At 52.1% G+C, this 24886-nt stretch carries 25 protein-coding genes; 14 read left to right on the forward strand and 11 right to left on the reverse strand.

Annotation, left to right across the window (positions count from 1 at the left end; genetic code table 11):
* Positions 1 to 128: 128 nt before the first annotated feature.
* A complete protein-coding gene (locus tag EZJ44_RS00590; RefSeq protein ID WP_131279088.1) occupies positions 129 to 605 on the forward strand; it encodes a hypothetical protein in 477 nt (158 codons plus the stop codon).
* Between the two features lie 84 nt (positions 606 to 689).
* On the opposite strand, the gene EZJ44_RS00595 is transcribed toward EZJ44_RS00590, so the two are convergent.
* From EZJ44_RS00595 to EZJ44_RS00610, 6 genes are all read right to left on the reverse strand, one after another.
* Positions 690 to 1295: a mismatch-specific DNA-glycosylase gene (locus EZJ44_RS00595; RefSeq protein ID WP_131279090.1), complete on the reverse strand. Its 606-nt coding sequence runs from the start codon at positions 1293 to 1295 to the stop codon at positions 690 to 692.
* A gap of 461 nt (positions 1296 to 1756) precedes the next feature.
* The gene (locus EZJ44_RS00600) at positions 1757 to 2821 is read right to left on the reverse strand and encodes an acyltransferase family protein (protein WP_165496053.1); all 1065 of its coding nucleotides are present in this window, start codon (positions 2819 to 2821) and stop codon (positions 1757 to 1759) included.
* 18 nt (positions 2822 to 2839) lie between these two features.
* A complete protein-coding gene (locus EZJ44_RS08660) occupies positions 2840 to 3007 on the reverse strand; it encodes a hypothetical protein (protein ID WP_165496054.1) in 168 nt (55 codons plus the stop codon).
* A 166-nt stretch (positions 3008 to 3173) separates the two neighbouring features.
* On the reverse strand, positions 3174 to 4940 hold the full coding sequence (locus EZJ44_RS00605; protein WP_131279094.1) for an alpha/beta hydrolase: 1767 nt from the start codon (positions 4938 to 4940) through the stop codon (positions 3174 to 3176).
* 10 nt (positions 4941 to 4950) lie between these two features.
* A complete protein-coding gene (locus EZJ44_RS08810; protein WP_206661822.1) occupies positions 4951 to 5103 on the reverse strand; it encodes a hypothetical protein in 153 nt (50 codons plus the stop codon).
* On the reverse strand, positions 5087 to 5413 hold the full coding sequence (locus EZJ44_RS00610) for a GNAT family N-acetyltransferase (RefSeq protein ID WP_206661823.1): 327 nt from the start codon (positions 5411 to 5413) through the stop codon (positions 5087 to 5089). The genes EZJ44_RS08810 and EZJ44_RS00610 overlap by 17 nt, the downstream gene beginning before the upstream one ends.
* A 517-nt stretch (positions 5414 to 5930) precedes the next feature.
* Between EZJ44_RS00610 and EZJ44_RS00615 the strand changes: the two genes are divergently transcribed.
* From EZJ44_RS00615 to EZJ44_RS00630, 4 genes are all read left to right on the forward strand, one after another.
* Positions 5931 to 6662: a CPBP family intramembrane glutamic endopeptidase gene (locus EZJ44_RS00615; protein ID WP_131279096.1), complete on the forward strand. Its 732-nt coding sequence runs from the start codon at positions 5931 to 5933 to the stop codon at positions 6660 to 6662.
* Positions 6656 to 8155 (forward strand): tryptophan-rich sensory protein, encoded by a 1500-nt coding sequence (locus EZJ44_RS00620; RefSeq protein ID WP_131279098.1) that lies wholly within the window; start codon positions 6656 to 6658, stop codon positions 8153 to 8155. The genes EZJ44_RS00615 and EZJ44_RS00620 overlap by 7 nt, the downstream gene beginning before the upstream one ends.
* A 610-nt stretch (positions 8156 to 8765) precedes the next feature.
* Positions 8766 to 10397 (forward strand): FAD/NAD(P)-binding protein, encoded by a 1632-nt coding sequence (locus EZJ44_RS00625; RefSeq protein ID WP_131279100.1) that lies wholly within the window; start codon positions 8766 to 8768, stop codon positions 10395 to 10397.
* Between the two features lie 67 nt (positions 10398 to 10464).
* A complete protein-coding gene (locus tag EZJ44_RS00630) occupies positions 10465 to 11142 on the forward strand; it encodes a DUF6928 family protein (protein WP_131279102.1) in 678 nt (225 codons plus the stop codon).
* 119 nt (positions 11143 to 11261) lie between these two features.
* Here EZJ44_RS00630 and EZJ44_RS00635 read toward each other — a convergent pair whose 3' ends face one another.
* Complete coding sequence (locus tag EZJ44_RS00635) at positions 11262 to 11798, reverse strand: GNAT family N-acetyltransferase (RefSeq protein ID WP_131279104.1); 537 nt, start codon at positions 11796 to 11798, stop codon at positions 11262 to 11264.
* A 185-nt stretch (positions 11799 to 11983) separates the two neighbouring features.
* Between EZJ44_RS00635 and EZJ44_RS00640 the strand changes: the two genes are divergently transcribed.
* The 5 genes from EZJ44_RS00640 to EZJ44_RS00660 all read left to right on the forward strand — a co-directional run bounded on the left by EZJ44_RS00640 (position 11984) and on the right by EZJ44_RS00660 (position 16326).
* Positions 11984 to 12265, forward strand: coding sequence for a hypothetical protein (locus tag EZJ44_RS00640; RefSeq protein WP_131279106.1), 282 nt, complete (start codon positions 11984 to 11986; stop codon positions 12263 to 12265).
* Between the two features lie 109 nt (positions 12266 to 12374).
* Positions 12375 to 13406 carry a hypothetical protein gene (locus EZJ44_RS00645; RefSeq protein WP_131279108.1) on the forward strand — a complete coding sequence of 344 codons (1032 nt, stop codon included), beginning with the start codon at positions 12375 to 12377 and terminating at the stop codon, positions 13404 to 13406.
* Positions 13407 to 13673: 267 nt separating this feature from the next.
* Positions 13674 to 14783, forward strand: a complete 1110-nt coding sequence (locus EZJ44_RS00650; RefSeq protein ID WP_131279110.1) for a CE1758 family FMN-dependent luciferase-like monooxygenase — start codon at positions 13674 to 13676, stop codon at positions 14781 to 14783.
* The gene (locus tag EZJ44_RS00655) at positions 14780 to 15403 is read left to right on the forward strand and encodes a CE1759 family FMN reductase (protein WP_131279112.1); all 624 of its coding nucleotides are present in this window, start codon (positions 14780 to 14782) and stop codon (positions 15401 to 15403) included. The genes EZJ44_RS00650 and EZJ44_RS00655 overlap by 4 nt, the downstream gene beginning before the upstream one ends.
* 527 nt (positions 15404 to 15930) lie before the next feature.
* Complete coding sequence (locus EZJ44_RS00660) at positions 15931 to 16326, forward strand: VOC family protein (RefSeq protein ID WP_131279114.1); 396 nt, start codon at positions 15931 to 15933, stop codon at positions 16324 to 16326.
* A 179-nt stretch (positions 16327 to 16505) separates the two neighbouring features.
* On the opposite strand, the gene ychF is transcribed toward EZJ44_RS00660, so the two are convergent.
* Positions 16506 to 17585, reverse strand: coding sequence for a redox-regulated ATPase YchF (ychF, locus tag EZJ44_RS00665; RefSeq protein ID WP_131279116.1), 1080 nt, complete (start codon positions 17583 to 17585; stop codon positions 16506 to 16508).
* 163 nt (positions 17586 to 17748) lie between these two features.
* Here ychF and EZJ44_RS00670 point away from each other — a divergent pair, with 163 nt between their 5' ends.
* Positions 17749 to 18969, forward strand: a complete 1221-nt coding sequence (locus tag EZJ44_RS00670) for a DNA recombination protein RmuC (RefSeq protein WP_131279118.1) — start codon at positions 17749 to 17751, stop codon at positions 18967 to 18969.
* 99 nt (positions 18970 to 19068) lie between these two features.
* Here EZJ44_RS00670 and EZJ44_RS00675 read toward each other — a convergent pair whose 3' ends face one another.
* Both EZJ44_RS00675 and EZJ44_RS00680 read right to left on the reverse strand, forming a co-directional pair.
* Positions 19069 to 19848 (reverse strand): DNA alkylation repair protein, encoded by a 780-nt coding sequence (locus EZJ44_RS00675; RefSeq protein WP_241658537.1) that lies wholly within the window; start codon positions 19846 to 19848, stop codon positions 19069 to 19071.
* 7 nt (positions 19849 to 19855) lie between these two features.
* Positions 19856 to 20932: a 4-hydroxy-3-methylbut-2-enyl diphosphate reductase gene (locus EZJ44_RS00680; RefSeq protein ID WP_191088397.1), complete on the reverse strand. Its 1077-nt coding sequence runs from the start codon at positions 20930 to 20932 to the stop codon at positions 19856 to 19858.
* Positions 20933 to 21433: 501 nt separating this feature from the next.
* Here EZJ44_RS00680 and xseA point away from each other — a divergent pair.
* The 3 genes from xseA to EZJ44_RS00695 are packed head-to-tail and all read left to right on the forward strand — an operon-like array spanning position 21434 to position 24044.
* Positions 21434 to 22771, forward strand: coding sequence for an exodeoxyribonuclease VII large subunit (gene xseA / locus EZJ44_RS00685; RefSeq protein ID WP_131279120.1), 1338 nt, complete (start codon positions 21434 to 21436; stop codon positions 22769 to 22771).
* Positions 22768 to 23079, forward strand: a complete 312-nt coding sequence (locus EZJ44_RS00690; RefSeq protein ID WP_131279122.1) for an exodeoxyribonuclease VII small subunit — start codon at positions 22768 to 22770, stop codon at positions 23077 to 23079. Before xseA ends, EZJ44_RS00690 begins: the two co-directional genes overlap by 4 nt.
* Positions 23076 to 24044, forward strand: coding sequence for a carbohydrate kinase family protein (locus tag EZJ44_RS00695; protein WP_131279124.1), 969 nt, complete (start codon positions 23076 to 23078; stop codon positions 24042 to 24044). Before EZJ44_RS00690 ends, EZJ44_RS00695 begins: the two co-directional genes overlap by 4 nt.
* A 59-nt stretch (positions 24045 to 24103) precedes the next feature.
* Here the strand turns inward: EZJ44_RS00695 and EZJ44_RS00700 are convergent, their stop codons facing one another.
* Positions 24104 to 24865: an isoprenyl transferase gene (locus EZJ44_RS00700; RefSeq protein WP_131279126.1), complete on the reverse strand. Its 762-nt coding sequence runs from the start codon at positions 24863 to 24865 to the stop codon at positions 24104 to 24106.
* Between the last annotated feature and the right edge of the window lie 21 nt (positions 24866 to 24886).

Genomic DNA, 24886 nt, shown 5'->3' on the forward strand with positions numbered 1-24886 from the left:
ATTTCATCGGTTGCCATGAGTGCATAATTACACTAGTGGTGCGGGGAATAATCTGCGCCGCACCACTGTCGAGAGCTGCTTGACGAAACTGCTTTACAAGGAAGTCGCTCGGTCAATAGCATGGTTACATGAGTGGTCACGACGTTTTTTCATCGCAACGCAAAGACAACGCACCGGCGCGACGCACCTATACACGGGACAACCCAAAAATACTAGTGAGTGCCGGTGAAGGCTGGTTATACATAGTTTGGGCAGGAATAACAGCACTTCATTTCACGATGCTGTTGAACCGCACCGCAATACCCTATGGCGGGATTGTGCTGTGGGTATCAACTATGGTGTTCTTACTTGCTTGCGCTATTTTGTCGGCCAAGACTTCTCAGCGCCGAACCCCACGACCACGCGGATTTCACAAACGCCTCTATTATGCATTTGCATTGCCGTGCGGGTTTGCAGTTCTCGGAGTAATTCTTGAAGCAATGCACGCAACGCCTGAGCTTCCGTTGCCAATCGCTATGCTACTGGCAGCGCTAATCGTGATGCCAATGTTTTTCCTCGGAGTTTCCATCATCAGAGCAGCAGCCGAGCAAGGCAAGGACTTGTAACAAACACAAGGCCGCAAGGAATACGAGCTATACCTAGCAGCGCTCGATACTTTGGGGCGAAGCTTCGCCCATTAGGCGCTACGTCTAGCTGCGACGTCGTCTCGCAGCTACTTGTTGCCACCAATCCACCAACACCGGCATAGTGGCGTGGGCGTTGAGCCCACTCGGCTGCGGAAGCACCCACAATTCGCCATCTCCAAGCGAAACTGGACGATCGCCGTCATCGTATTGCCTCCCCAATTGCGCTTTTGGCTTCCCGAACGCCTCACGATACGCCGTGATACCGAGAATCGCAACGACGTCAGGCTGAAGCTCCTGCGCAAGGTGCGCCAAACGTCGTCCACCCGCTTCAAGCTCGTCTCGGCGAAGCTCAGCAGCTTTCGCCGTCGCCCGATTTACCAAGTTAGTGAGCGCGATCCCCCGCTCCTGCATCGCCAGTTCGTCCTCAGGCTTCAGACCAGCAGTAGCATCCACGAGATTCGGCAAAAGACCTGCATTGTAGAGGCTCGGCCAGAAGCGGTTCGATGGCGCGGCAAAAGGCGCGTTGACCGCCGCAGTCCACAGACCAGGGTTGATGCCGACGATGAGCAGCCACGGATGCGGGCAGAGGATGTCGTCGACTGTGCCGTTGACATATTGCGGCAGTTCCGAGCGGAGCGGACGGCGGTTGCCGAGCGGAGAAATACGCATGTGATCACCTGAATATCGAATAGTCTGCTTATATGCTACTGCTAAAGAAAGTGACGATTGGGAACTGGGTGTAAGTTGCGGAGCTAGTAAGTTTACGTTGCACAGTTAGTAGGCAAATACGGCAGATTGCGCACATGACGGGTATGTCAGCAACCTTGTCGCGGTTGTACCCGCCGGGATTTGGTGTGGATTTTGCATGATCTCGATATATGTGGAGATGTTTGCGAAATCGCACCAAAAAGTGCGGGGTAAAGGGGTTAAAGGCTCGATTGTGTGTCTGAATTGGGCGTGCCGGGGCCTTGTTTTAGCGTGTCAGGGCCTTGTTTGAGGGCTTGTAGTGTCCGGCTACCCGGCTATGTGGTCGCGGAACTGATGACTACACCAAAGCAGCTTTCAGCTTTCAGTGAGCGTTCGTCGCCTGCACGGGCGGAAGCCCTGGTGGCGTCGCTGTGTGAGCGTCATCAGTGAGCGTTCTTCGCGCACACGGCCGGAAGACCGTTTGTTTCATCCGTACCGATAGGCGCAATGAATCTATTAGTGGCTTTCGTCAGCGGAATCTCAATAAACCGATAGAACAGATGTGAAACAAACACGATGATCATCAGCGACAAAACCAGCGCGATCAACACACTCAGCTTATAGCTTCCCACTTGACCATAAACACCTTGGAAAATAGCGATCGTGACTGTACACAAGATAGGAATATGCAGCAAATAAAGTGAGTAGCTGAGGTCACCTAAAAAGAGGAATACTTTGTGCTCAAGTATTCGCTGTATCCATGCGAGTTTATGTATGCCATAAAGCAAAGCCACTGCGCCAAACACGTGCGCGCTCACAGCTTTGCCTGAGCCAAAATCGAGCACAGGCAGATAGTGATAAATATTGGTTGGGTGTTCCACGCCCGTCGGGTAACCGCCATACAATAAGCCGACTAGCACGATAGTTACGTTAAGCAAGGTTTGAGATCGCGAAGGCGCCTTGCCGTTGCGATTCTTTGACGTGGCAAAATAATAAGCTAATGCTGTTCCGAGCGGAAAACACGCTAAATAGGTTTGGTACTGCTTTAAACAGAGCAGGCCAACAGCCAGCGCAATCCACACCCACACAATCCTAGAATTCCTGCCCCACACCATCATGGCGCAAAACATTGCTAGGAAAGACCCGTAAAATGCAACGCTCAGCATCCAAAAAGCTGTTGAAAAGAAGTTGGTTCCAACAAACCACATCGAAATTAGCGACGTCGTGAGAAAATCTTTAACCGACGGCGCATCCCAGTTGTAGATATTGTGTAGCCACGAGGAGCCCGTTATGCCAGAAATTTCTTGATTTTTCAGAAGATCGAAAATCATCAAAACGTATACGAGTGCACAAACCACAACCGCAGGAGCAACTAAGCGAAAATACCTTTTTAATGCGATAGAGGAAAGCTTCGGAGCTGCCTTATCCGGATCGAATAAAGACCAAGACAGTACCAAACCAGATACAACAAGAAAGATACAAACAAAGAAATTTCCGTTCGTAATCACGCTCAGCGGCGATTGTGCTTACCAATCCTGCCAGCGAGTTACGCCGTGCGTTCCTTCATAAGATCCGAGATAAAATGCGAGCAAGAAATGGTGAACGAAGATCACAACGCATGCAATCCCCTTGAGCCCCGACAACCAATTGATCCTCGGCGCTCCGGCAGAAGTAGGCACCGCAACGTTAGTCATATCAAACCTTCACACTCATTAAATTTTATACTTATCCAGTTTACGGCGAAGTGTCTGCCCAGCAAAACCAGCAAAAAGATGGAAAATTGGCACCCGAATGAACCCGATCAACAATTTCAGCAGAAAACAGTCCCCAGCACGGCCTACTCAGCTCTACACCTTATTTTCATTGTGCCAAGATCCGGTGTTGAATAAAACGAGCGATATTGTGCTGATTTTGCTCCCAGATCACGCTTCCAGGAATCGACAGGCCACCGTGTACACTGCCGGCGCACATCCACAGCTCGGTCTCCACACCCGCGTCTGTTAAACGGGTGGCAAGGTTGATGCCTTCGTCGCGCAACGGATCAGCAGAATTGACGACGACGCACATCGGCGGCACCTCACAAGCCTCAGGCAACCGATAAACGCTGCGCTCCGCGACTTGCGAGTCTACCATTGGCACATCGGCGCTTTGTGCACTGCGAACGCTCAAAAAGTGCGCCCATGCTCCCTCGCTCGCTTGGCGATCCCACACTGGCCCGTTTCGATACGTCACCCACGAAAGCGAATTCATATACGGTTCAAGACACGGCTCCATCGCCACAAAACACTTCACGCGAGTGCGCACATCCACCGGAATATCTTGTGTGAACATCTGCAAACCGGTACCAGCGCCTGCCGAATCACCATAAACAATGAGCTGCGCATCTGGGTACTTTTGTGCCAGGTAAACCAGGGTCGCCGCGGCGTCTTGCGCATTAGCAGGATACGGATGCTCCGGGGCGAGCCGGTAATCGGGCGAAGCTATGAGCACTTTCGCAACGTGACCTGCGGCGTCGGGCCATTCCAGGTCGGAAACTAAACGCAACAAATCGACGTGACGCTCGTCGTCGAACTGCGGACGCCCTGAAACATAGCCGCCGCCATGCAAAGACAAAATGACGACGCGCGGTTCGTCACTATTGCTAACGATACGAACCTTTCGCCCTACAACGTCCGTTTCAGACAGATTTATGCCTTCCGGCCAGGCAATTGAGGAACTGAACATTGTGTCAGCGCGGGCGCGCAGTTTTAGCACATCACGCATATCTTGAGCAGGCGTATTAGCCACCACGTCGGCCATGTCTGGGCGAATATACGGCGTCGGTACCTGCGATTCAGCCGAGACTAGCCCATCGAGAAAATCCTCAACCGCCGCAAAGAACGTCTGTGGTTGGTCGCGGCGCACCGTGTGGCTCGCCTGCGCAATACGCACCATTTTCAGGTGCGGATTCGTCAAGGAATCCGTGCGGGCGGCATCGAGGAGGATGTCATCGCCGTCGCCCGAGACGACGAGGGCGGGCACAACAAGGCGATCAAGCGCAGCAATATCAGACAAACCCACAACTCCCGTTTCCACAAAGGAGCGATCTACCTGCGCTTTTGCCTGCGCCCACGCGGTACATTCTGGTTGCGTCCAGCGCGGATATTCGGCTCTGAGCTCAGCAATCGCTTTAGTTGGGTTCTCGCTTACGTATTGCGTTTGCTCAACGAGGTGTGGCGCGTTTTCTAAATAGCGTTGCTGCTGTTCAGGCGTCAGTAACGCCGGATCTTCAAGGACGACGCCGTGGAACCACTGCGGATGACGAACGGCCAGTTGCGTGGTGATCGCGCCGCCCATCGAGTGCCCAAGCGCAACCACTTTGTGATGCAAAGAACTTTCAAGGATATGGGAAACCGTGGCCTCAGCAGCTGCCACGGCGGCCGCAAAAGGATTAGAAAGCTCATCTTTTGTGAAACGAGGCGATATGCCGTGCCCAAGAGAGTCAATGAGCACGACGCGCCAGCGAGAACCGAAACGAGTGGCGATGTCTACAAGCGAAGCGGCATTATCCGTAACCCCGTGAAATGCAATAATCGTGCCGTTAACTTGATTGCCTGATTCGTAATAGGCGAGACGATGGTTAGGCATATGACGCTCCTTACTTAGCGACGCGATCAACTTTGAGTCGCGTATAGTAATGATCTTCCGTTTCGTGATGGATATAAGCACCCACGTTGAGCTGCACTTTTAGCGAGGAAGGATTCGACTTGTAGCAGGAGAAATAGATTTCATCGTCATTGAAATCCGGCATTTTCACTAGCTCTTGCACAGCGAGCTTGAGACCCGCCGTCGCGAAGAAAATCGGTGAGAAAGTGCCGCACCTTAAACAGGCCGGCGACGCGGTCGTCGTCCCACAAGAAAAAATAGGTGTCGGGCACGTAACCTTGCGGAAGATTTCTTCCCTTGGAGGCGTCGAGCCTGCTAGGAATGGCTTTCTGCACAAAATCCTCGTACGAATATTCCTCATAAGAATTCTCAAAGCCGTCGGCGCTCGGGCACGCGACGAGGAATTCGTACTGCTGGCGGGCGTCCGCAGCATTAAGGGGTTTGAGAGTGAGCATGGGCCTCCTCGCCGATTAGCAGAACTTCTGTTATCGAGTTTACGCAGGCGCGCGTGGAAGGTACGAATTTGCACGTAATTTTTACCTAATTTGCACCAAATTTGCTCTCGAATCGGGGGATCATCTAAATTCTCTTGTTGCTAATTCAGTGCGTTCCAGAGCCTAGCAACGCAATCGCTTAGAGATGATGGTCAGAGGTGCGGGCAGGCGTGGCTAGATGCCGAGAAGCTAATTCCCCAGACCACGCCCTAGTTAAAGCTATGCCGGTTGCCGAGATTGAACCGACTACACGAATCTTAGGAAACCTGCAGAAGCTTGATTCCAGCTACTTAATCAACAAGGCAGTCCTGTACCCGCTCAGGATCGGAGCATATAGTTTGTCGGTCATAGTACACCTCAGCGATAGTCCTCGATGATCACGTTCTTAGGACCAGCGTTACTTTCCAGTCACCCTCTCACTTTACGCTAGTGAGAGAAACCATTGACTCACTGAAACGGATGCGGAACACTTAGGGTTATGCAGATATTTGGCGAGATAGAGGCTTTCTTTCGAGCTGCGCTCGTCGATCCGGTCGCTACCGATCATGCTACAACCGCACTCCAATTACGCCAGCGCCGCATCGTCGTCATTATAACCATGATGCTCGGAACAGGAGCGCTCGGTTGGGCGCTCGCTATCAAACCTGGCAACCCAATTTTCTATCTCGCCACCCTCTCTGTTGCAGCAATCTGGGCTATTGGTTCCTTTATATCCGGTCCCCTGTATCTTGGACGCTCACATACCCGCAAAGGTGCCACCAACGGCCGGGCGATTCTCCAAGGTATCATCTTGGGCGGAGTTCTACTCATTATTTTCCTACTCGGCGCCATGGTAGCGGGTCAAGTCTCAGCACTGCGCCATCCTGTGGACGAACTTCTCGCCCACGCAATCATTGGCAGCCTAGCCCTAACCGCTGTTATCACTGCAGTCACTGGCATCTGCGAAGAGTTGTTTTTTCGCGGCGCTGTCTACGCCGCTCTACCTCGCCGTTGGGCAACCGTTGGCTCAGCACTCCTATATACCGGTTCAACAATACTTTCGGGAGTACTACTGCTCAGTTTTGCAGCTTTCATACTCGGCATCCTCACAGGTGCTCAACGCCGCGTTACTGGCGGTATCGCCGGACCTATTGCAGCCCATTTGACTTGGTCAATGGGTATGCTTTTCCTTTTACCGCACGCCCTAAACTTAGGAGATCTTCTATGGTAAACACACCCAAACTTGCCCTTGTCACCGGAGCTACTGGTTTCATCGGTTCCCAGCTCGTTCCTGCACTCTTAGATGCGGGCTGGTCTGTACGAGTCTTAGTGCGTAGTCCCGAAAAGCTGGATAAAGCCTGGGTTGACCGCGTGGAAGTTACGCAAGGCGATGCCACTAAGACATCGGACCTCGATGCGTCACTGACCGACGTTAATATTGCCTACTATCTGTTACATTCGATGGATGGCGACGGCGATTTCGTTGAACGCGACCGAAATATTGCCCGTAACTTTGCCGAGGCATCCAAGAAGGCCAAGATCAATCGCATCATATACATGTCTGGCCTGCATGACGACACCTCAGATATGGCGAACCATATGGGCTCGCGCGCCGAAGTCGGTAACATTCTGGAATCCAGCGGTATCCCCACCACAACGATGCAAGCCGGAATCGTGCTCGGTACTGGCTCGGCGTCATATCAAATGTTGCGCCATCTCACCGAACGTCTACCGATTGCGGTTGCCCCAAAATGGGTGGCTAACCACGTCCAACCCATCGATATCGACGACGCAATCCACTTCCTTGTACGCGCAGCCGATCTTCCTGCCAATGATTCCGGACCGCTCGATATGGGCATGGACGAAATCTTTAGCTATCGCGAAATGATGTACGAATACGCCAAGGTTACTGGCATCGGTCCGCGTTGGTTCGGCAAAGTTCCATTTCTCACGCCTCAACTAGCAAGCCATTGGGTCGGATTAGTGACTCCAGTTGGTGCAGGAATTGCGAAACCGCTTGTGGGAAGCCTAATTGACGACGCCGTAAAAGGCATGGGTAGCGCACGCGATGCTTCCAAGGTACTCGGGAATCCGAAAAATGGTTTGACGAATTTCGCTGAATCAATCCGTAAGCACTCCAAAGATTACGATCCAAAACTATTCGGGCGCGTGGCGCGACGTGTGGTTGCAAGTGTTGTGGCAACCGGCGTCGTAGGAGCGATTGGATCGCAGCCGTCGAGCGCTAGTTATCGCGCTTTGCGCAAGCCTTCGTGGCAGCCACCCAATATAGTATTTCCCGTGGTGTGGACGGCGCTGTATGCCCTAATTGCTGCTGGTTCAACTATGACTATCGCAGAGTTAGCTGAAGCGGACGCCAAGAAAGAAGGTAACGAGGATGGCTCCGGTAGTGCAGCAAGAGATTATGGTGCGGCATTGGCGGTAAATCTAGGTCTCAACGCGTTGTGGCCCTGGCTGGAATTCCGTGCAAATACAACCAAAACGAGCGCGGTAGGTGCCGGCTTATTGGCAATCTCGAGTGCCGACTTGGTACGGCGGGCGCGAATGACTCGCAAGGAAAATGCAGCACTACTCACTCCCTACGCAGCGTGGACGGCGTTCGCAACGATACTGAGCACCGAGATCGCACGCTTGAATCAGCCCAAAAACGGACTTCGTGGAGCGATTGCATATTCTGCAAAAAAGCTTGCGCGGAGGTTTAAGTAGTTTACGTGAGAGTGGATTCGTCACTACACGTGGCTATCGCCAGTCTAAAACCCGGGGCATGAGTGCCCGCCGGCTGCCTGACACCGTGTTATTAGAACGCATCAACAAGGTTCACGAAGGAAATTACGGATTTGATTCACCACTCGGATCACGGTTCGTAGTACGTCAGCATCGTCTACAACGAGAAACTTGCTGATTAAGGATTGCAGCGTCAACTGGATCTGTTAGCGATTCTTGAACAATGCGTTCGCAGAAAATGTAATTGGATCGTACAAAAATGAGCTCATTCATAATCGAACCTGGGCCGATATGGTGGAGAATGCCGAGGAACAAAACCCGGAGCACTTCAAAGCCCGCTCGGCTGAGGAAGCACCCACAGACCCCTGTACCTAGATGACGCAGCGAAATTCTGGAAATCACCTAAATAGTCTAAATCATTCCGTTTAGACTATTAGCGATGCAGAAGTCGCAAACACAAGTGCTGGAAAACGAAAGCGGCTGCTATGGACACAAGGAATCTGACGAATAGGGCCATAAGCCCAGCACAGAGTGAGCACTTCCAACTAGACTTATAGGTGTCTGGCAAAACTATTTACGTTAGAGGAATCAGATGCTTTCAATCGCAATCGTTGGTGCAGGTCCGCGCGGTACTGCTGCACTTTCGGCTTTAGCTGCAAAAGTGACGCAACCCGTCACCGTTCATTTGTTCGGGATTTTCAACGGCAACGGTGTCAACGTAGCTGGTCAAGGCACGCCCTTTGACGTAACACAACCCGAATACTCGCGGTTTAATGCGCGAACGGCGATCGTTGATCAGTTCGGGCCGTATCGTGCCAATCAAGTTCCTGTTTCAGACGCTAATCCCTCCAATGATCCAGCTGAATTTCATAAAAAGCTCGAAGATAGCGTCGCTTCACTTGACACCGCACCAGACTTTGACACGTGGGCAAAGAAAAACTATCCGCAGTACGTCAACGATTTCCCTCCTCGTAAGGTCATTGGCGAGTATCTGGTCTATTGCTATGAGTACGTGAAGAAGGCTCTGCCCAAGAATATTGAACTGGTTGAACACGGCTGGGCGTCGAAAGTATCGGGCATGCCCGGTTCTTGGCGCGTTACCACGGGAAAGCAAACTTTTACCGTTGATGAACTCTTGCTCACTGTTGGGCATTCGTTGAATCCTCCGAAACCCGTTTCGCTCGAGGATTTCGGTGGTAAAACAAGGGCTTATATTCCTTTCGCCTACCCACTTAGCATTTTGGATGACATCGACGCCGATGCCGTGGTAGCGGTGCGTGGTGCGGGACTGACGTTTATCGACATCGCCCTTGCACTAACCGAAGGGCGTGGCGGAAAGTTCTCTGAGGACGGAAGCCAGTACGTTTCAAGCAAAAAACAGGTGAAGAAGATTTTACCGCTCGGGCTAGAAGGAATCTTCCTGGACATCAAGCCAAACATTGACGTGGTAGCGGATCTCATTGGCAAGCGCACGCTCAATGCTACGAACAAGAAAATTCGAGAGTCTGAGTCGCTCTCTGAAATCTTGGATCTCATTCGAGGCTTGACGCTGGATGTGCTTAAAAAGCTTGATTACCCTTATCCGGAGGCGATTTTCGACGGCGTTGTGGCAGGCTCGGCACCGAGCGAAGGTAATTCGCGTGGCACACTTGCAGACTCGATTGCGGCGTACGACGGCAAACGAAAGCTCGGTGCGAAAGCCGTGTTCGCCGGCGTCTTCCTATTACTTGCAGATGCGATTTTAGACGTACTACCAGGGAAAGAATGGCCAAATGACGAGTGGGAAACTTTCCGTACGTGGAACTCGCTAGTGGATATTTATGGATTTGGTCCGCCGCCAATCAATGCACGCAAAATATTAACGCTCATCGATGCCGGAGTGATCGATACATCGTGGCTGGATAAGGGCGTTGATGCACTCGAGCTCCCCGAAGCGGTTGACGTGGTGGTTGATGGCGTACTTGCACCGGGAGGTTACTGGCCTGGCGCTTTCCCAGAGCTTGCCGAAATCGAAGATTACCTGCTCGTATGGAATGAAGATCGCAAGGGGGTAAGAATTAGTGCTGATGCTTCTGTTTTGGACAGTGATTTGAAGCCAGTTAAAGGTTTAGCGGCATTTGGTCGAATTACTGAAGAATGGGAACTTGGAATGGACACGCTCAATTCGAGTCTGCATGGGCAGTTGCCGCTGTGGGCTGAGCGTATTCAGAATGAGGGCGTTTAACGGCGGCAACTTTACTGGTTCTCAATCAAACCGCCCCTAGCTACAGATTATCTAGTATGATTTGCTCATGGGATTTAAATGCACAATGCTTTCATACTCGCCGACTATCCCGCGCGAGAACATCACTACCAAGCCAGAGGGCGGCGTTGAAGCCGCATCGGAGCAGATCACAAAGTATTTCGAAGGTGAATGGCGCTTTGACCGAACCGGCGATCTTGACGAGGCTTTCAACCCCACGGACGAAAGCCTCTGGGTAGGAACCTGGGGAGACACCGTCGTCTTTACCGGCGAAGAAACTTTAGGCTACCTCGTTGATGAGCCCGCCGATAATACGTGGTTCTTATTTACTCACAGCATGATGGATGCTTGCTCGTATCGGACGCCACCGAATCACCGTGGTCGCGTAGTAGATCTGGACGATTCTGCTACAGCTGAGGATAAAGTCGCAGCACTCGAGGGCGATCTGCTTCCCTTTGAGGAACCGTTTGCGCGTGGTGACCACAATTACGACGACGATCCAGAGTACGGGTATCATCCGCTTGAATTGGCGGAATCTGCCGTGTTGTGGATGTTTGGAACCGAAGGTGAAGGCGCCGCTGAAGACGACGTAAGTGCCACAATGACACCGATCGATCCGGGAGAAATAATTCTTCACAGGTTTGTTCCAGCTGGTACGCCGGAGCGTTCTGAATCTGAAGGCGATAAGGAGAAGGGTTTCTTTAGCCGATTGTTTGGTGGGAAGTAATCGTTCTTAATTGGTGGATGTGCGTCGGAGAAATCCGGCGCACATCTGTATGTTTGAAATCTTCACCTTTATACTGGAGTGGTTAACCAGTATAAGGCATCTTTCATCAATACAGATGATTATGGAACGACACTTAAATGCTTTAGCTGATCTACTTTTAGCCGAGTGTAGTAGTGGTCGTCAGTCTCGTGGTGGATATATGCGCCCACATTTAGCTGCACTTTAAGTGAGGCTGGATTCGACTTATAGCAGGCGAAATAGATTTCATCGTCGTCGAAATCAGGCAACTGCACCAATTCTTGCACCGCAAGCTTGAGACCTTCCGTAGCATATCCGCGCCCGCGAAAATCTGGATGGATTGCATAACCGATGTGCCCACCGCCGTCGCGAAGAAAATCGGTGAGAAAGTGCCTCACCTTAAATACGCCGACGACGCGATCGTCGTCCCACAGGAAAAAGTAGGTATCTGGTACGTAACCTTGCGGAAGATTCTGCCCCTCGGACGCATCAATCCTGCTAGGAATCGCCTCGCGGACAAACTCCTCGTAGGAATAATCCGCGTAAGGATTCTCAAATCCATGAGAACTCGGGCAGGCAGTGAGGAACTCATACTGCTGGCGGGCGTCCGCGGTGTTAAGCACTTTGAGGTAGAGCATCGGTCTCCTTCTCCTGCCTATTAGGGAAACTTTTGTTGTCGAGTCTACGCAGACGCGTGCGGAAGGTGCGAATTTGTTCTTAATTTGCAACAAATTTGAAACTAATTTGTACTTCGCTTGCGCATAACTTACACCTAGCTTGAACCAAATTTGCTCTCGAATCGGGGATCGTCTAAATTCTCTACATGAATTCATTTTCCTCGCGACGACGCGAGCGATTCATTGTGGGCGATGTTTCAATCCACGATGACCCTCCAGCTAGTTTGATGTATTTCTCCTATGGTCTCGCGCCTGTGGTGCTTTGTCTCTTGCCGGTAGCCGTCAGACTTTTCTGCGCGCCAGAAAACTATGTGCGCACCCTTATGATTCTCATCCCTGTACTGAGCTTCATGTTAAGTTTCGTCAATGCGATGCTCGCAGGTACATCACTACAATTCTTGCTCTATCCCGCAGTCGTTTTAAGGTGACCTGTTCATATTTTTATAGCGATCCATCTTGGATATATATGTTTGAAGTGCTCCTAGCAACAATCTTTGGAGACCTAGTATGTAACATCTTCGACGCAAGGAGATTACTGTGGAAATTTGGTCTCTGAAGCTACCTCCGATAGGGGCGATTCGGGTTGAGCACGGCTATGATCACGAATTCCAGCGCAAGTACTCGAATTGGCCGTTTCGGGAAAAGAAATCCGACAAGACGACACGCGTTGGTCAAGGGGATACGTTCAGCGACGGCGTCGATCGCCTGCTCAATCCGAGCGTCAAGAATTTCACCGTGGTAGATCGCTTTAGACGAGGCATGAAACGAGCCGATTCAAAGCTCAATATATATGTGGTTGGGAACCGAAATCACCTCGTCAATCGGGTTACATCTGGAACTTTCGCTTTAACTGACGAGTTCTTGAACAGCACCGATTCAACGGAATTTAAGTCAACAGTGTCCGGATCTCGCATGCGCTATATCCGCAATAAAGAACGAGAGGCCGAGCCATTGCTGCTTGAGATTAAGAAAAATTTGTTTAATGAGATCGTCTATGTTGCTGCCATTGATCCTGTAAATGGGCGTAGAGTATTCTTCACTCCGCAACCTCATAGTGCAAGCAGCAAGTACATATTGAACATATTCCACCATCGATTCCGCAGACTACTGCGGCCATTGGCAATGTCGTTTTTGACACTGCTTGCTGTCATCAGTCCGTTCATAGCTATGACCTATGCAGATGAGGGATTTGGCGATCCACATACTCAAGCTACGAGCGCTTCTGCTTTTAAGTTTGAGCTTCCTATTCCACCTTTTCTCGAAGACTTGGCCACGCAATTCGCTCCAAAGAAATCCCATAGTTCTGAGTCCGGCAGTCACAACGAAGGGAGAGCCTCCAACGACACGGACGCAGGTAGCACTTCCAATGACGGGAACGCGGCTAGCACTTCCAACCAAGATAATGAAGACGACGAAGACGTTTGGGACACTATCGGGCTGATCATCGGCTTAGGTGCAATTGCTTCTATAGTGATTATCCCTATGGTTAAACAGTACAACAGGGATAGAAAATTCCGACGCGATTTTCTTGCTTCCCAAGATTTCAAAATACGCCGTGGAATCTCTTAGGGGTGTTGGTTAGAGGCTCAATTGCAGCCAGCTGATCTGCAATGCGCCCCTGCGCCAGCTCAAGAGCATTGCAACTCTGTAAGTTGAGCCAGAATTGCCGTTCAACACCAAAATAACGCCCGAAGCGAAGCGCCATATCCACAGCGATCGCACGCTTACTATCACCAGCACGCTTACTATCGCACGCTTACCATGGGCGATCTCACTATTGGCACCGCCTCACCTTATGGTAAAATAGTTTAATATTCAACTACTTTAGGAGAAGTTATGGATTTTGGTATTTTTACAGTCGGCGATGTTACTACTGATCCCGTCAACGGAACGACGCCTAGCGAGCATGAACGCATCAAGAACACGGTAGCTATTGCCAAGCATGCCGAAGCAGCGGGTCTTGATGTTTTTGCTACTGGCCAGCATCACAATCCACCCTTTGCTGCGCCGGCAAATCCTCCAGTCCTTTTGGCATATCTAGCAGCACAAACATCAAAGATTAAACTCTCAACGTCAACCACTCTGATCACCACCACAGATCCTGTGCGCATTGCTGAAGATTACTCCTATCTTCAGCACCTAGCCGGCGGTCGTATCGATCTGATGATGGGTCGCGGCAACACTGGCCCCGTCTACCCGTGGTTTGGCAAAGACATCCGAAACGGCATAAACCTCGCCATCGAAAACTACAACCTCCTTCACCGTTTATGGCGTGAAGAGAACGTGGATTGGGAAGGAAAATTCCGCACTCCACTCCAAGGTTTTACAGCAACGCCGCGTCCGCTCGACGACGTCGCCCCGTTCGTATGGCACGGTTCAATTCGATCCCCCGAAATTGCGGAGCAAGCGGCATACTATGGGGACGGCTTCTTCCACAACAACATCTTCTGGCCAACTTCGCACACCAAGAGATTGGTTAATCTCTACCGCCAGCGGTACGAAAAATACGGGCACGGCAAAGCACACCAAGCATTCGTTGGCCTTGGCGGTCAGGTGTTCATTCGCAAAAATTCTCAAGATGCCATCAATGAATTCCGTCCATACTTCGACATCGCGCCGGTCTACGGCCACGGACCATCATTGGAAGAGTTCATGGAGCAAACGCCGCTAACCGTTGGATCTCCAGATCAAATTATTGAACGATACCTGTCGTTCCACGACTGGGCTGGTGACTATCAGCGGCAATTATTCCTCATCGATCACGCAGGTCTGCCGCTCAAAACGGTTTTGGAGCAGATCGATATTTTGGCTGAAGAAGTGGTTCCCGTTCTTCGTCGCGAATACGCTGCGCGCAAGTCGCCCGATGTGCCCGACGCACCGAACCACGAGTGGCTCCTCGAGCGCCACCGCGCTGGAAACGACCCAATACCTGGAGGACGCCAATGAAAATCGTTGCCGTATGGACGGGACTTAGCGAAGAATCAGCCACTACCCGCCTTGCCGAACGCATGATCAAGAGCGCTACTGAGCGTTTTACTGCAGCCGGTAAGGATGTGCAGGTAACGCGAATCAATGTTCGCGAAATTGCCGCTTCACTGACTAAAATGACGCTCGCACCAGCTCCATATCCCGATGTTGAAGCCGCTTTCGCCGCCGTCAAAGAAGCTGACGCAGTGATTACCGTAACGCCGATTTACAAGGCTGCTCCCGTAGCGCTCCACACCCTGTTCTGGCAGTTGATTGACGACGCCGCACTTGCCGGAACGCCTGTAGCTATCGGCGCAACGGGTGGCACCGCGCGTCATAGTCTTGCCGTGGATACGACCTTGCGCCCGATTCTTTCTTATCTCAAAGCAAGCGTTACGCCCACATCCATCTTTGCCGCAACCGCTGACTGGGGATCGACTGATTCGAATAGGCGACTTGCTGCGCGTATCGAATCGGTTATTGATGAACTTTTGCCGAATATGGCGCGCGTATCACGCCAAGAACGCCAGGCAGAACGGATAGCAGACGAATACGACCCCGACGGCGTCGTACCTTTTGCTCAACTGCTTGCTCAATAACGTGACCTTGGCGTTTACGAGACGCGGATACGTCAACCAAAGTCTCGTAAACTTAAGCCAAGTGCTCCCCACGAGTACCTCATTCGGCCGAACAGCACAATGAGTCCATTAAAATCTCGCCCGGATGGATCGGGGCGTAAAGTTTGTTAGTCATAGTGCACCTCAATGATAGTCCTCGATAATCACATTCTCAGGCCCAGCGTCGGTCCACTTTCACACCGTGTCACCGCTAGTGAAGCAGTTGATCACCTCTCCAATTTAACACACATGACGCAATGCGTTAATAACGCTACGCGTTAAACCTGAACTCGACCACATTTATGCACGCACATTCATGTGTGCAAGCACTTCTCGCTTTGCCACTTCTAAACCCAACAAATAATTCTAGACACCCAAAAACAAGGTAACTTGCGACCCGCATCGAAAATCATGAGTCCACACCAGGCAACAAGCTTGATCTTGACGCAGTTCATCAACATCAGCACGCCGCCAGTGCCCAAGAGACGCATCGGCGATAGACTCACAATATGAAAAATCCAGTTCACCACATTGAGCTGTGGACCAACGATCTTGAGACAACATCTGCGTCGTTCGACTGGCTTCTCCCCCTTCTCGGGTGGGAGGCACAGCATGATCCAAGCTGGCCACAGGGGCGAATCTGGCACCATTCAAGCGGATTATACATCGTGCTTGAGAAATCCCCTGCCGTGTCGGGTCTACAGGACCGTATGAGGGCTGGGCTCAATCATCTTGCGCTTCGCGCATCCGATCACGAGCAACTAGATCAGCTACGCGCCGACTGCGTCGCGTATGGCTGGACTGAATTGTTTGCGGATGACTATCCGTATGCGGGCGGTCCGGACCACACAGCACTGTACATCGAGAATGCTGAGGGTTTCGAGCTGGAGATTGTCGTCGATTGAACATCGAAAATAGCGCGAATCTCCCCGTTGCTTCGCGCGCCCGAGATCGCCTCACTACCTAACGAATACCTCAATAGCCATCCCGAAACACCTCAATGAGATCCCACACCGGGAAGAGAAAAGCGATCCATCGTCTCTATCGAAGATAGTGGATCGCTTTCCTAGAGTTTTAGTGAAAACTAAACGTTAAACCTAAACTCGACCACATCGCCGTCGTGCATGACGTAATCCTTGCCCTCCATACGCAACTTTCCGTGCGCACGTGCCTCGGCAATCGACCCAAACTCGACCAAATCCTCGAACGAAACAACCTCAGCTTTGATGAAGCCTCGCTCAAAATCGGTATGAATCACGCCCGCCGCCTGCGGCGCAGTCCAGCCCTTACGAATCGTCCACGCACGCGCTTCCTTCGGACCCGCCGTCAGATACGTCTGCAAGCCGAGCGTCTCGAAACCAACGCGAGCCAACTGATCGAGCCCAGATTCTTCCTGGCCCGACTCAAGGAGCATCGCACGCGCTTCGTCTTCCTCCAGCTCAACTAGCTCAGATTCAAACTTCGCATCCAAGAAAATCGCTTCCGCAGGCGCAACAAGCTCACGCAACTTCGCCTGCATGTCTTTGTCTGCCAGCCCGTCGTCGTCGGTATTAAAAACGTAAATGAAAGGCTTGGATGTCATGAGCTGGAACGACTTGAGAATGTCCTGGTCAAGCTCAGTACCAGCAGACGACAGCGTCTTACCCTGCTCGAGAATCGCGAGCGCCGCCTGCGCCGTCTCCACCACTTCCTTGTCGATCTTCTTGCCCGTAAGCTCCTTCTGCAAACGCGGGAGCTGCTTTTCGAGCGTCTGAATGTCGGCGAGCACGAGTTCCGTGGTGATCGTTTCGATGTCCGACGCCGGATCCACGCGTCCGTCCACGTGCGTCACGTCTGGATCGGCAAAAGCACGAGTGACCTGGCAAATCGCATCGGCTTCGCGGATATTGGCGAGGAACTGGTTTCCAAGACCTTCACCCTCCGAAGCTCCACGCACAATACCTGCAATATCAACGAAAGACACGGTTGCGGGAAGAATTTTCTGGCTGTTAAAGATCTCCGCCAGTTTGTTAAGACGCTCATCAGGGAGCGGAACAATTCCCACATTCGGCTCAATCGTGGCAAACGGATAGTTTGCTGCGAGCACGGTTGCGCGGGTAAGAGCGTTGAATAGTGTTGATTTGCCGACGTTGGGCAGTCCTGCGATTCCAATTGTTAAAGCCACACGAACAGTCTAGTTGGGATCGCGGCTTTCTGGGTAATTCAAAACGTGTCGATAAAATCGAAAAAATCGACACGTTTATACGACGTGTCGAAAGAATCGACATATCATCGACACATCCAACCGGACATCATTTTTGGCAGGAGGCACAAACTAGACTGAAACCATGACGATCAACATTCCTGTTCTTATGCTACTTTTACTGCTCACAGCTATAGCTGGCGGGCTCGGCGGATATAGCTTCGCGCACAGTCGGGCACGAAGTCGCGAGTCGGAGCTGTCCCAGCAGCTCTCGGCTTCACGCGAGCAACTCCTCATCACTTCCGGCAAGCTCGAGCGATTAGAAACCGAAAATACTGAACTCATCGAACGTTTTGGTGAAGATTCTTCGATCTTGCAGGTGCTCTCCCCTATCGTGAAGCAACTTGACGATGTAAACCAGCAAGTCCAGCGCCTAGATCAACGCACGATTGCGCACAACACACAAGTGCTCACTCATCTTCAGAACGACGCGCGGGTGCAAGCTGAGCTTTCACACACCACGGCTTCTCTCAATGCGGCTTTACGTTCAACGTCTGCCCGGGGAAACTGGGGCGAAGTGCAGCTAAAGCGGCTCGTTGAAGCTGCTGGAATGCTTGAACGCGTCGATTTTGACGTGCAGACCACCTCAGCGAAATTCGCTTTCCCTGCATCAAGCAGTGCAACTGCGGCTCCGGCAGAAAAATCTCGACTGCGCCCAGATGCCATCATTCATCTTCCTGGAGGTGGGCATATCGCTATCGACGCAAAAACGCCCATGGATGCGTTTTTACGCGCACAAGAAATCGATGCATCACAACTAGCAGGAGCACAAGAGCGCAATGAACTGCTCAAAAAGCACGCAAAGGCAGTGCAAAGTCATATACAAGCCCTGGTAAAACGCAATTATCCCGGCGATTTTCCCGATTCTCCGCAAATCACTGTCATGTTTTTACCATCCGAAGGTCTCCTGGCCGAAGCACTCGAAGCAGACGCAGCTTTGCTTGAATCTGCGCTGCGTACGGGTATCGTCCCCACCTCGCCTAGTTCACTACTGGCATTGCTCCGCGCTGTAGCTTCCGTGTGGTCATCCGCTGCGGCATCCGAAGAAGCACGTGAGATAGTCAATCTGGGCCGCACGCTCGTAGAACGACTCAATACCGTGGTCAAACACCTGGGATCACTTGGGAAGTCACTCGGAAGCTCGGTCGATAGCTACAACAAAGCTATAGCTTCACTCGAATCGCGCGTGCTGGTCACGGCTCGTAAATTCGATTCACTTGATACCCAAGCCCTTGAAATAGCGCCACCACCAGCACAATTAGCTACAAGTGAAACCACAATCCGCCTCCCGAAAGAGCTTGCGTGAATTACAAAAGCTTCCCAGCTCACGAACACCTTGCGAATCACAAAAGCTTTGCGGCTCACAAGATCTTTCGTGAATCACAAGTACAAGATCTTTCGTGAATCACAAGTACTTGCTCGCTTCGCGGCGCGTGAGCGCCGCGGCCGAGTGCTTATCTAAGAATGCAGCTACCCAGCTCGGATTAGTCTTGGAGTATTCGCGCAGCGACCAGCCGATTGCTTTTTGGATAAAGAACTCATCACCAAATTCTGTACCCGGCAAATTCTTCACCAAAATCTGTTCAAACAGTTCAGTATCGGTATCCTCCCGAAAATGCAGCTGGTGATCAATCGCAATTCGACGAGTCCAGAAATTCGAATCCTCAGCCCAAGCGAGCATTACGTCTTTGGCCTGCGCATCCTTGCGCACAATGTCACCAACAGTTCGATGCAAAGCATCAACAGTATCCCACCAGGATTTCGATTCAACCAGCGTCTTTATCCGTGGCAAATCAGCCAGCCCCAACAGATGCGACACCTGGCGCAAATAATCAGCAGCCACGTACTGGAATTCGCGTTGCGGCAAAGCCCAGCACATCGAAATAAAACTCCAGTCCGCATGAGGATCGCGCCGTGCCACTTTGAAAAATGGCTTCGAGATAGCCTTGCGCTCAGGAGTTTTCACACCAAGAAAAGCGAACTGGTCACGCATATATTTCTGCATACCAATCGCATTTTCACGATCTGCAGCAGCCATCAACTGCGCAACTAGAAGCGCACCGTCCATCGAGGTATCAAACGCCTCACCAGCGAAAACCGGATCAATCGGCGTCTGTGCCACCACGCCGTCTAGCGCATCAAGAGGTGAACTAAGCGCACCAGCACGCAAATCATCCATACTCATACCACCATCACATCGAGCGATTAGCTCGAGCATTCGAAATCTTTGCGTTCTTATCGCGCGCTTTGTGAGGGCGATCCACCTCAGCGCCAGTCGCTTTCAAATCAGCCCGCAGATTCTTCGGCAACGAGAAACGAACATCCTCCTGCGCAGTCGCTACATTTTCAACTTCAGTAAACCCAGCAGATTTCAACACGGCAACAACGTCACGCACCAAAATCTCCGGAACTGACGCCCCCGATGTCACCCCAACCGTCTTTGCATTCGCAAACCAATCGGCACACACTTCACTCGCCTTGTCAACGCGATAAGCAGCGCCAGCTCCAGCTTCCAAAGCAACTTCCACCAAGCGCACCGAATTCGAAGAATTCGCCGAACCCACCACAATCACCACATCAGACTGCGGCGCCATCGCTTTCACAGCCCCCTGCCGGTTCTGCGTCGCGTAACAAATATCGTCCGAGGGTGGATCGATCAGATTCGGGAAACGCTCACGAAGCAACTCCACAGTTTTCAGCGTCTCGTCCACCGAAAGCGTCGTCTGTGAAATCCACACCACACGATTCGGATCACGCACCTGAACTGCAGCAACGTCCTCCGGTCCGTTTACTACCTGGATATGCTCAGGAGCTTCGCCCTGAGTTCCCTCAACTTCCTCGTGTCCCTCATGCCCAATGAGCAAAATGTCGAAATCTTCATCAGCAAAACGCACCGCCTGCTTGTGAACCTTTGTAACGAGTGGGCACGTAGCATCAATCGTGATAAGCGAGCGCTGAGCAGCCTGTTCATGTACTGCCGGCGACACCCCATGCGCCGAAAAAACTACACGAGCACCTTCGGGAACCTCATCGGTGTCGTGCACGAAAATCGCTCCCCGCTCAGTGAGAGTTTCCACCACGAATTTGTTGTGCACGATCTCTTTACGCACATATACAGGCGCGCCATACAGTTCAAGCGCTTTTTCCACCGCGTCAACCGCGCGATCAACGCCAGCACAGTAGCCCCGCGGCGTTGCGAGGAGAATTTTCTTTCCCTCCGACGACGGTTCCGAAGGCACATCCGCCGGAAAGGCAGACGCACCTGCCAACGAAACTGCACGTCGTTCAGCAGCTACCTCGGCCACCTCACTAGTTTCCGTATTAGACGCGTTGTTCGCCTTCGTCGTCACAATTCCCTCATCTCTTGCTACCGATACATAATTCGTACAAATGCGCGTTACGAGCACTCCTGCTACGAGTACCCCGAACGCTGCGAGAAACGTAAGCGCCCAAACGCCACAAATACCGCCACTGCCACAATCACACCAATACTTCACATAGCGGTTGCGCTCGGGGCACACGTTGTTCGTAGCGCCAGTTACTCTCTCCATTTTAGATCGTAGTTCATATGCTCTCAGTTCTGCACGATCAAATCCGAACACGCGCTTAGCCCACGCAGCTTGGCGTTCAGCCTAGTAGCCCACACTCTCAGCCCGAACATCCCCATGCTCAATCAAACCTCCCCATGCTCAGCCCAGGCACCCTTACACTTACCCACAAATTTTCCCAATTCCACTGCCAAACTACCTCATAACGTGCAAAACTAGAGTGTGCCCACAAATAATTCTCAAGCGAATCACTCCCAAAGCGCTATCCCGCCACATTTACCGCAACTAGCAGCGCAAACCACGCCGGACCACCCGTGGCCGCTCCGTCTCCTATCAGCAAAAATAGCAGAATACGTGCAGAAGATGTCTCGCCTGTGGGTCGAGGGCGAAATCATTACGCTCGTACGCCGCCCCAACGCCAAGCTTCAGTACTTCACCCTCGCCGACCTCGAAGAAAAAGTCTCGATCAACGTCAAAATCTTCACCCACAATCTTCCCGAAGGTATCGATCAAGGCTCGCGGGTAATTATCTGTGCCAAACCGGACTTTTGGACAGGAAACGGATCACTCACGCTTCATGCCGACGAAGTACGCGCAGTGGGCATTGGCGACATTCTGGCACGAATCGAGCAATTGAAGAATCGTCTCGCGGCCGAAGGCCTCTTTTCCCCACAAAACAAAAAGCCGCTCCCCTTTCTACCTAGAAAAATCGGTCTGATCTGTGGCCGCAATACCAAGGCGAAGCACGACGTCGTCGTCAACGCAACTGCACGCTGGGCAGACGTCAACTTTGAAATCAGAGAAGTGCAAGTCCAGGGCAACGGCTCAGTAGAGGCTATGATTCCCGCCCTCGCAGAGCTCGATTCACTGCCCGACGTCGATGTGATCGTTTTCGCACGAGGTGGCGGTTCGGTTGAAGACCTCTTGCCATTTTCCGATGAGAGACTTATCCGCGCCGTCGCCGCAGCTCAAACACCCGTCGTCTCTGCAATAGGTCATGAAACGGACAATCCGCTGCTCGATTACGTTGCTGACTTCCGCGCGTCCACGCCAACTGATGCGGCGCGAAAAATCGTGCCCGACGTCGTCGAAGAAAGAAATGGGCTACGCGAAGCAGTGCGACGCGGCCGCCTACACCTCGATAACCAGCTTCATTTCGCAAATGAGCAGCTCACACAACTACGCAACAGTCCTGCTTTCGCACACCCCCAACGCATACTTGAGGTGCGGGCAGAGGAATTGCAAAACCTTGTCAATCTCAAAAACGTATATTTTGAACGCGAGATTTCCAAAAAACGCGCCGATTTAGATGCCACAATCGCGCGTTTGCGGACTTTATCCCCACAATCTACCCTAAAACGCGGATACACTATTCTTCTAAAGTCCGATGGTTCATTGGTGCGTCACACCACCGATGCCCCACTGCAAACGCGACTCGACGCTCGGTTAGCCGACGGCACGATTCACCTTGTGGTCACCGACGGCAAAACGAGCAAAACCGACACCCTGCCTCACCAGCAGCCAAACCCTGAAAATTCAGAGATAGGAGAAGCAAAATGACTGAGCTCAGCCCAGCTGAACTAGACAAAAAAGTCGCAACGCTCTCCTATGAAGAAGCGCGCTCGAAATTGGTGGACATCGTAGCCCGCCTTGAGCAGGGAAATATTCCGCTGGAGGAGTCACTCACGCTGTGGGAGCTCGGCGAAGCTCTCGCCCGCCGCTGTGAAGCCTGGCTTGATGGAGCTCGTGCCCGCTTGGCGCGCGCCCAAGAACTTACTCGCAAAGCCCAATTGGCTGCCAACCCATCATCTGATTCACCATCCGATGAATCAGCAGCTAATTCCCGAGATTCGGAGAACGAACAATGACGATCCTCGTAATTGGTGAAGCCCTCATCGACATTTTCTACAATCAAGAAGGCACAGAAATCGATCGTCGCCCTGGCGGATCGCCGATGAACGTGGCGATTGGTTTGGCACGCTTGGGTCGCGACACCTCACTCCTCACCCGCGTTGGCGACGACGCCGCAGGCGATTCGATCGTTGAACACTGCGCTGCGGATCGCGTGCGTTTGGTAAATGGCTCGGTGACGTCGGAGCCCACGTCACTCGCACACGCCCACCTTGGCGCGGACGGATCGGCTAGCTATACATTCGAGCTCCACTCGGATTACCCAATGCCACCAAGCGATGAGCATGAGCGTGCTGACCTCCTTGATTGCGCTCCTCGATTGGTACACATTGGCTCAATCGGCGCTCACCTAGAGCCAGGCGCGGCAGCAGTCAAAGAGTGGATCAAGTTCTATCGCCAAAAGTCCACGATTTCTTACGATCCAAACGTGCGGCTTGACGTAGTGGGTCCCGCTGAGAAGTTGCGCGGCGAAGTCGAAGCCATGCTCGAATATGTGGACGTTTTCAAGGCAAGCAAAGAGGATCTTGAGTTCCTCTACGAAGATCTTGACCTCGACATCGCCGTAGATGCGGTGCTCAACGCAGGCGTCGCCTTGGTTGTGATTACCGACGGCGGTGCAGGACTTCACCTCTACACCAAAGAACATCGTGTAACGGTTCCAGCTGTGAAAGTGGACGTCGTGGATACCGTGGGAGCTGGGGATTCGCTAATGTCGGCACTCATCGACGGTCTTGGTCGACTGTCGGTGCTCGGCCGTGAGGAAGTCGATGCGATTCGCGGTCTTTCAAAGACTATGCTCACGACTCTCGGCTACTATGCGGCAACCGCAGCTAGCATTACCGTCACTCGCCGCGGAGCGAATCCTCCAAATCGCCAGGAGATTTCTGCACAATCGGAGAAGTACTCTCTCGCCGGGCTTTAGGATTCTAGGAGCACCAGCCCTCTGTTCTACGAGTGATCAATCACTTTGCGTGCGTAAAACTATTTTCCTCGGCGGCGCTCGCGCCGGGAGAAATCACGCAAAGCGCGCAAGAAGTCAGTGCGGCGGAAGTCTGGCCAATACGTCTCGCAAAAGAAAAACTCGGTATGCACGGTTTGCCAGAGCATAAACCCGCTCATGCGCTGTTCGCCTGAGGTGCGAATGATCAGGTCAGGATCGGGTTGCCCGCGCGTATACATATGATTCGTAATATCTGCCGTCGTGAGGTTTTGAGCAACCTCGCTCAACGTCGCGCCACGTAATTCACATTCAAGCAGGTAATCACGCATTGCTTGAGTAATTTCTTGGCGTCCACCGTAGCCAATTGCCACATTCACAGTCACGCCATCAACGTTTGCACTGCGTTCTGCAGCTTGTAAGATACGCGAGGCAGCGGCGTCGGGAAGAAGGCTCATATCTCCGATCACCCGCAGTTTCCAACGCTTCGTTTGTGCCAAACTTTCCACTAAACGCACGATGATGTCCAACAAATCGTCAAGTTCTTCTTGAGCACGCGCCAAGTTTTCAGTCGAAAGCATCCATAGCGTGACGATGCCGATGCCGGATTCTTCGCACCATCCCAGTACTTCGCTGACGTGGTCGGCACCTCGTTTGTGCCCACTAGCAGCTGCTACACCGAGCGCTTTAGCCCAACGACGATTTCCATCCAAGATAATTCCCACATGGTGCGGTATCTGTGCGTCTGAAAGCTGCTTGCGCAAACGCCTTTCGTAGAGCGCATAGAGAAAACTGGGAATCCGCATTGAGCCTCCTTGCGATTCTCA

Origin of the sequence: Arcanobacterium bovis, from assembly GCF_004331995.1 — a bacterium.
Classification (GTDB): domain Bacteria; phylum Actinomycetota; class Actinomycetes; order Actinomycetales; family Actinomycetaceae; genus Arcanobacterium_A; species Arcanobacterium_A bovis.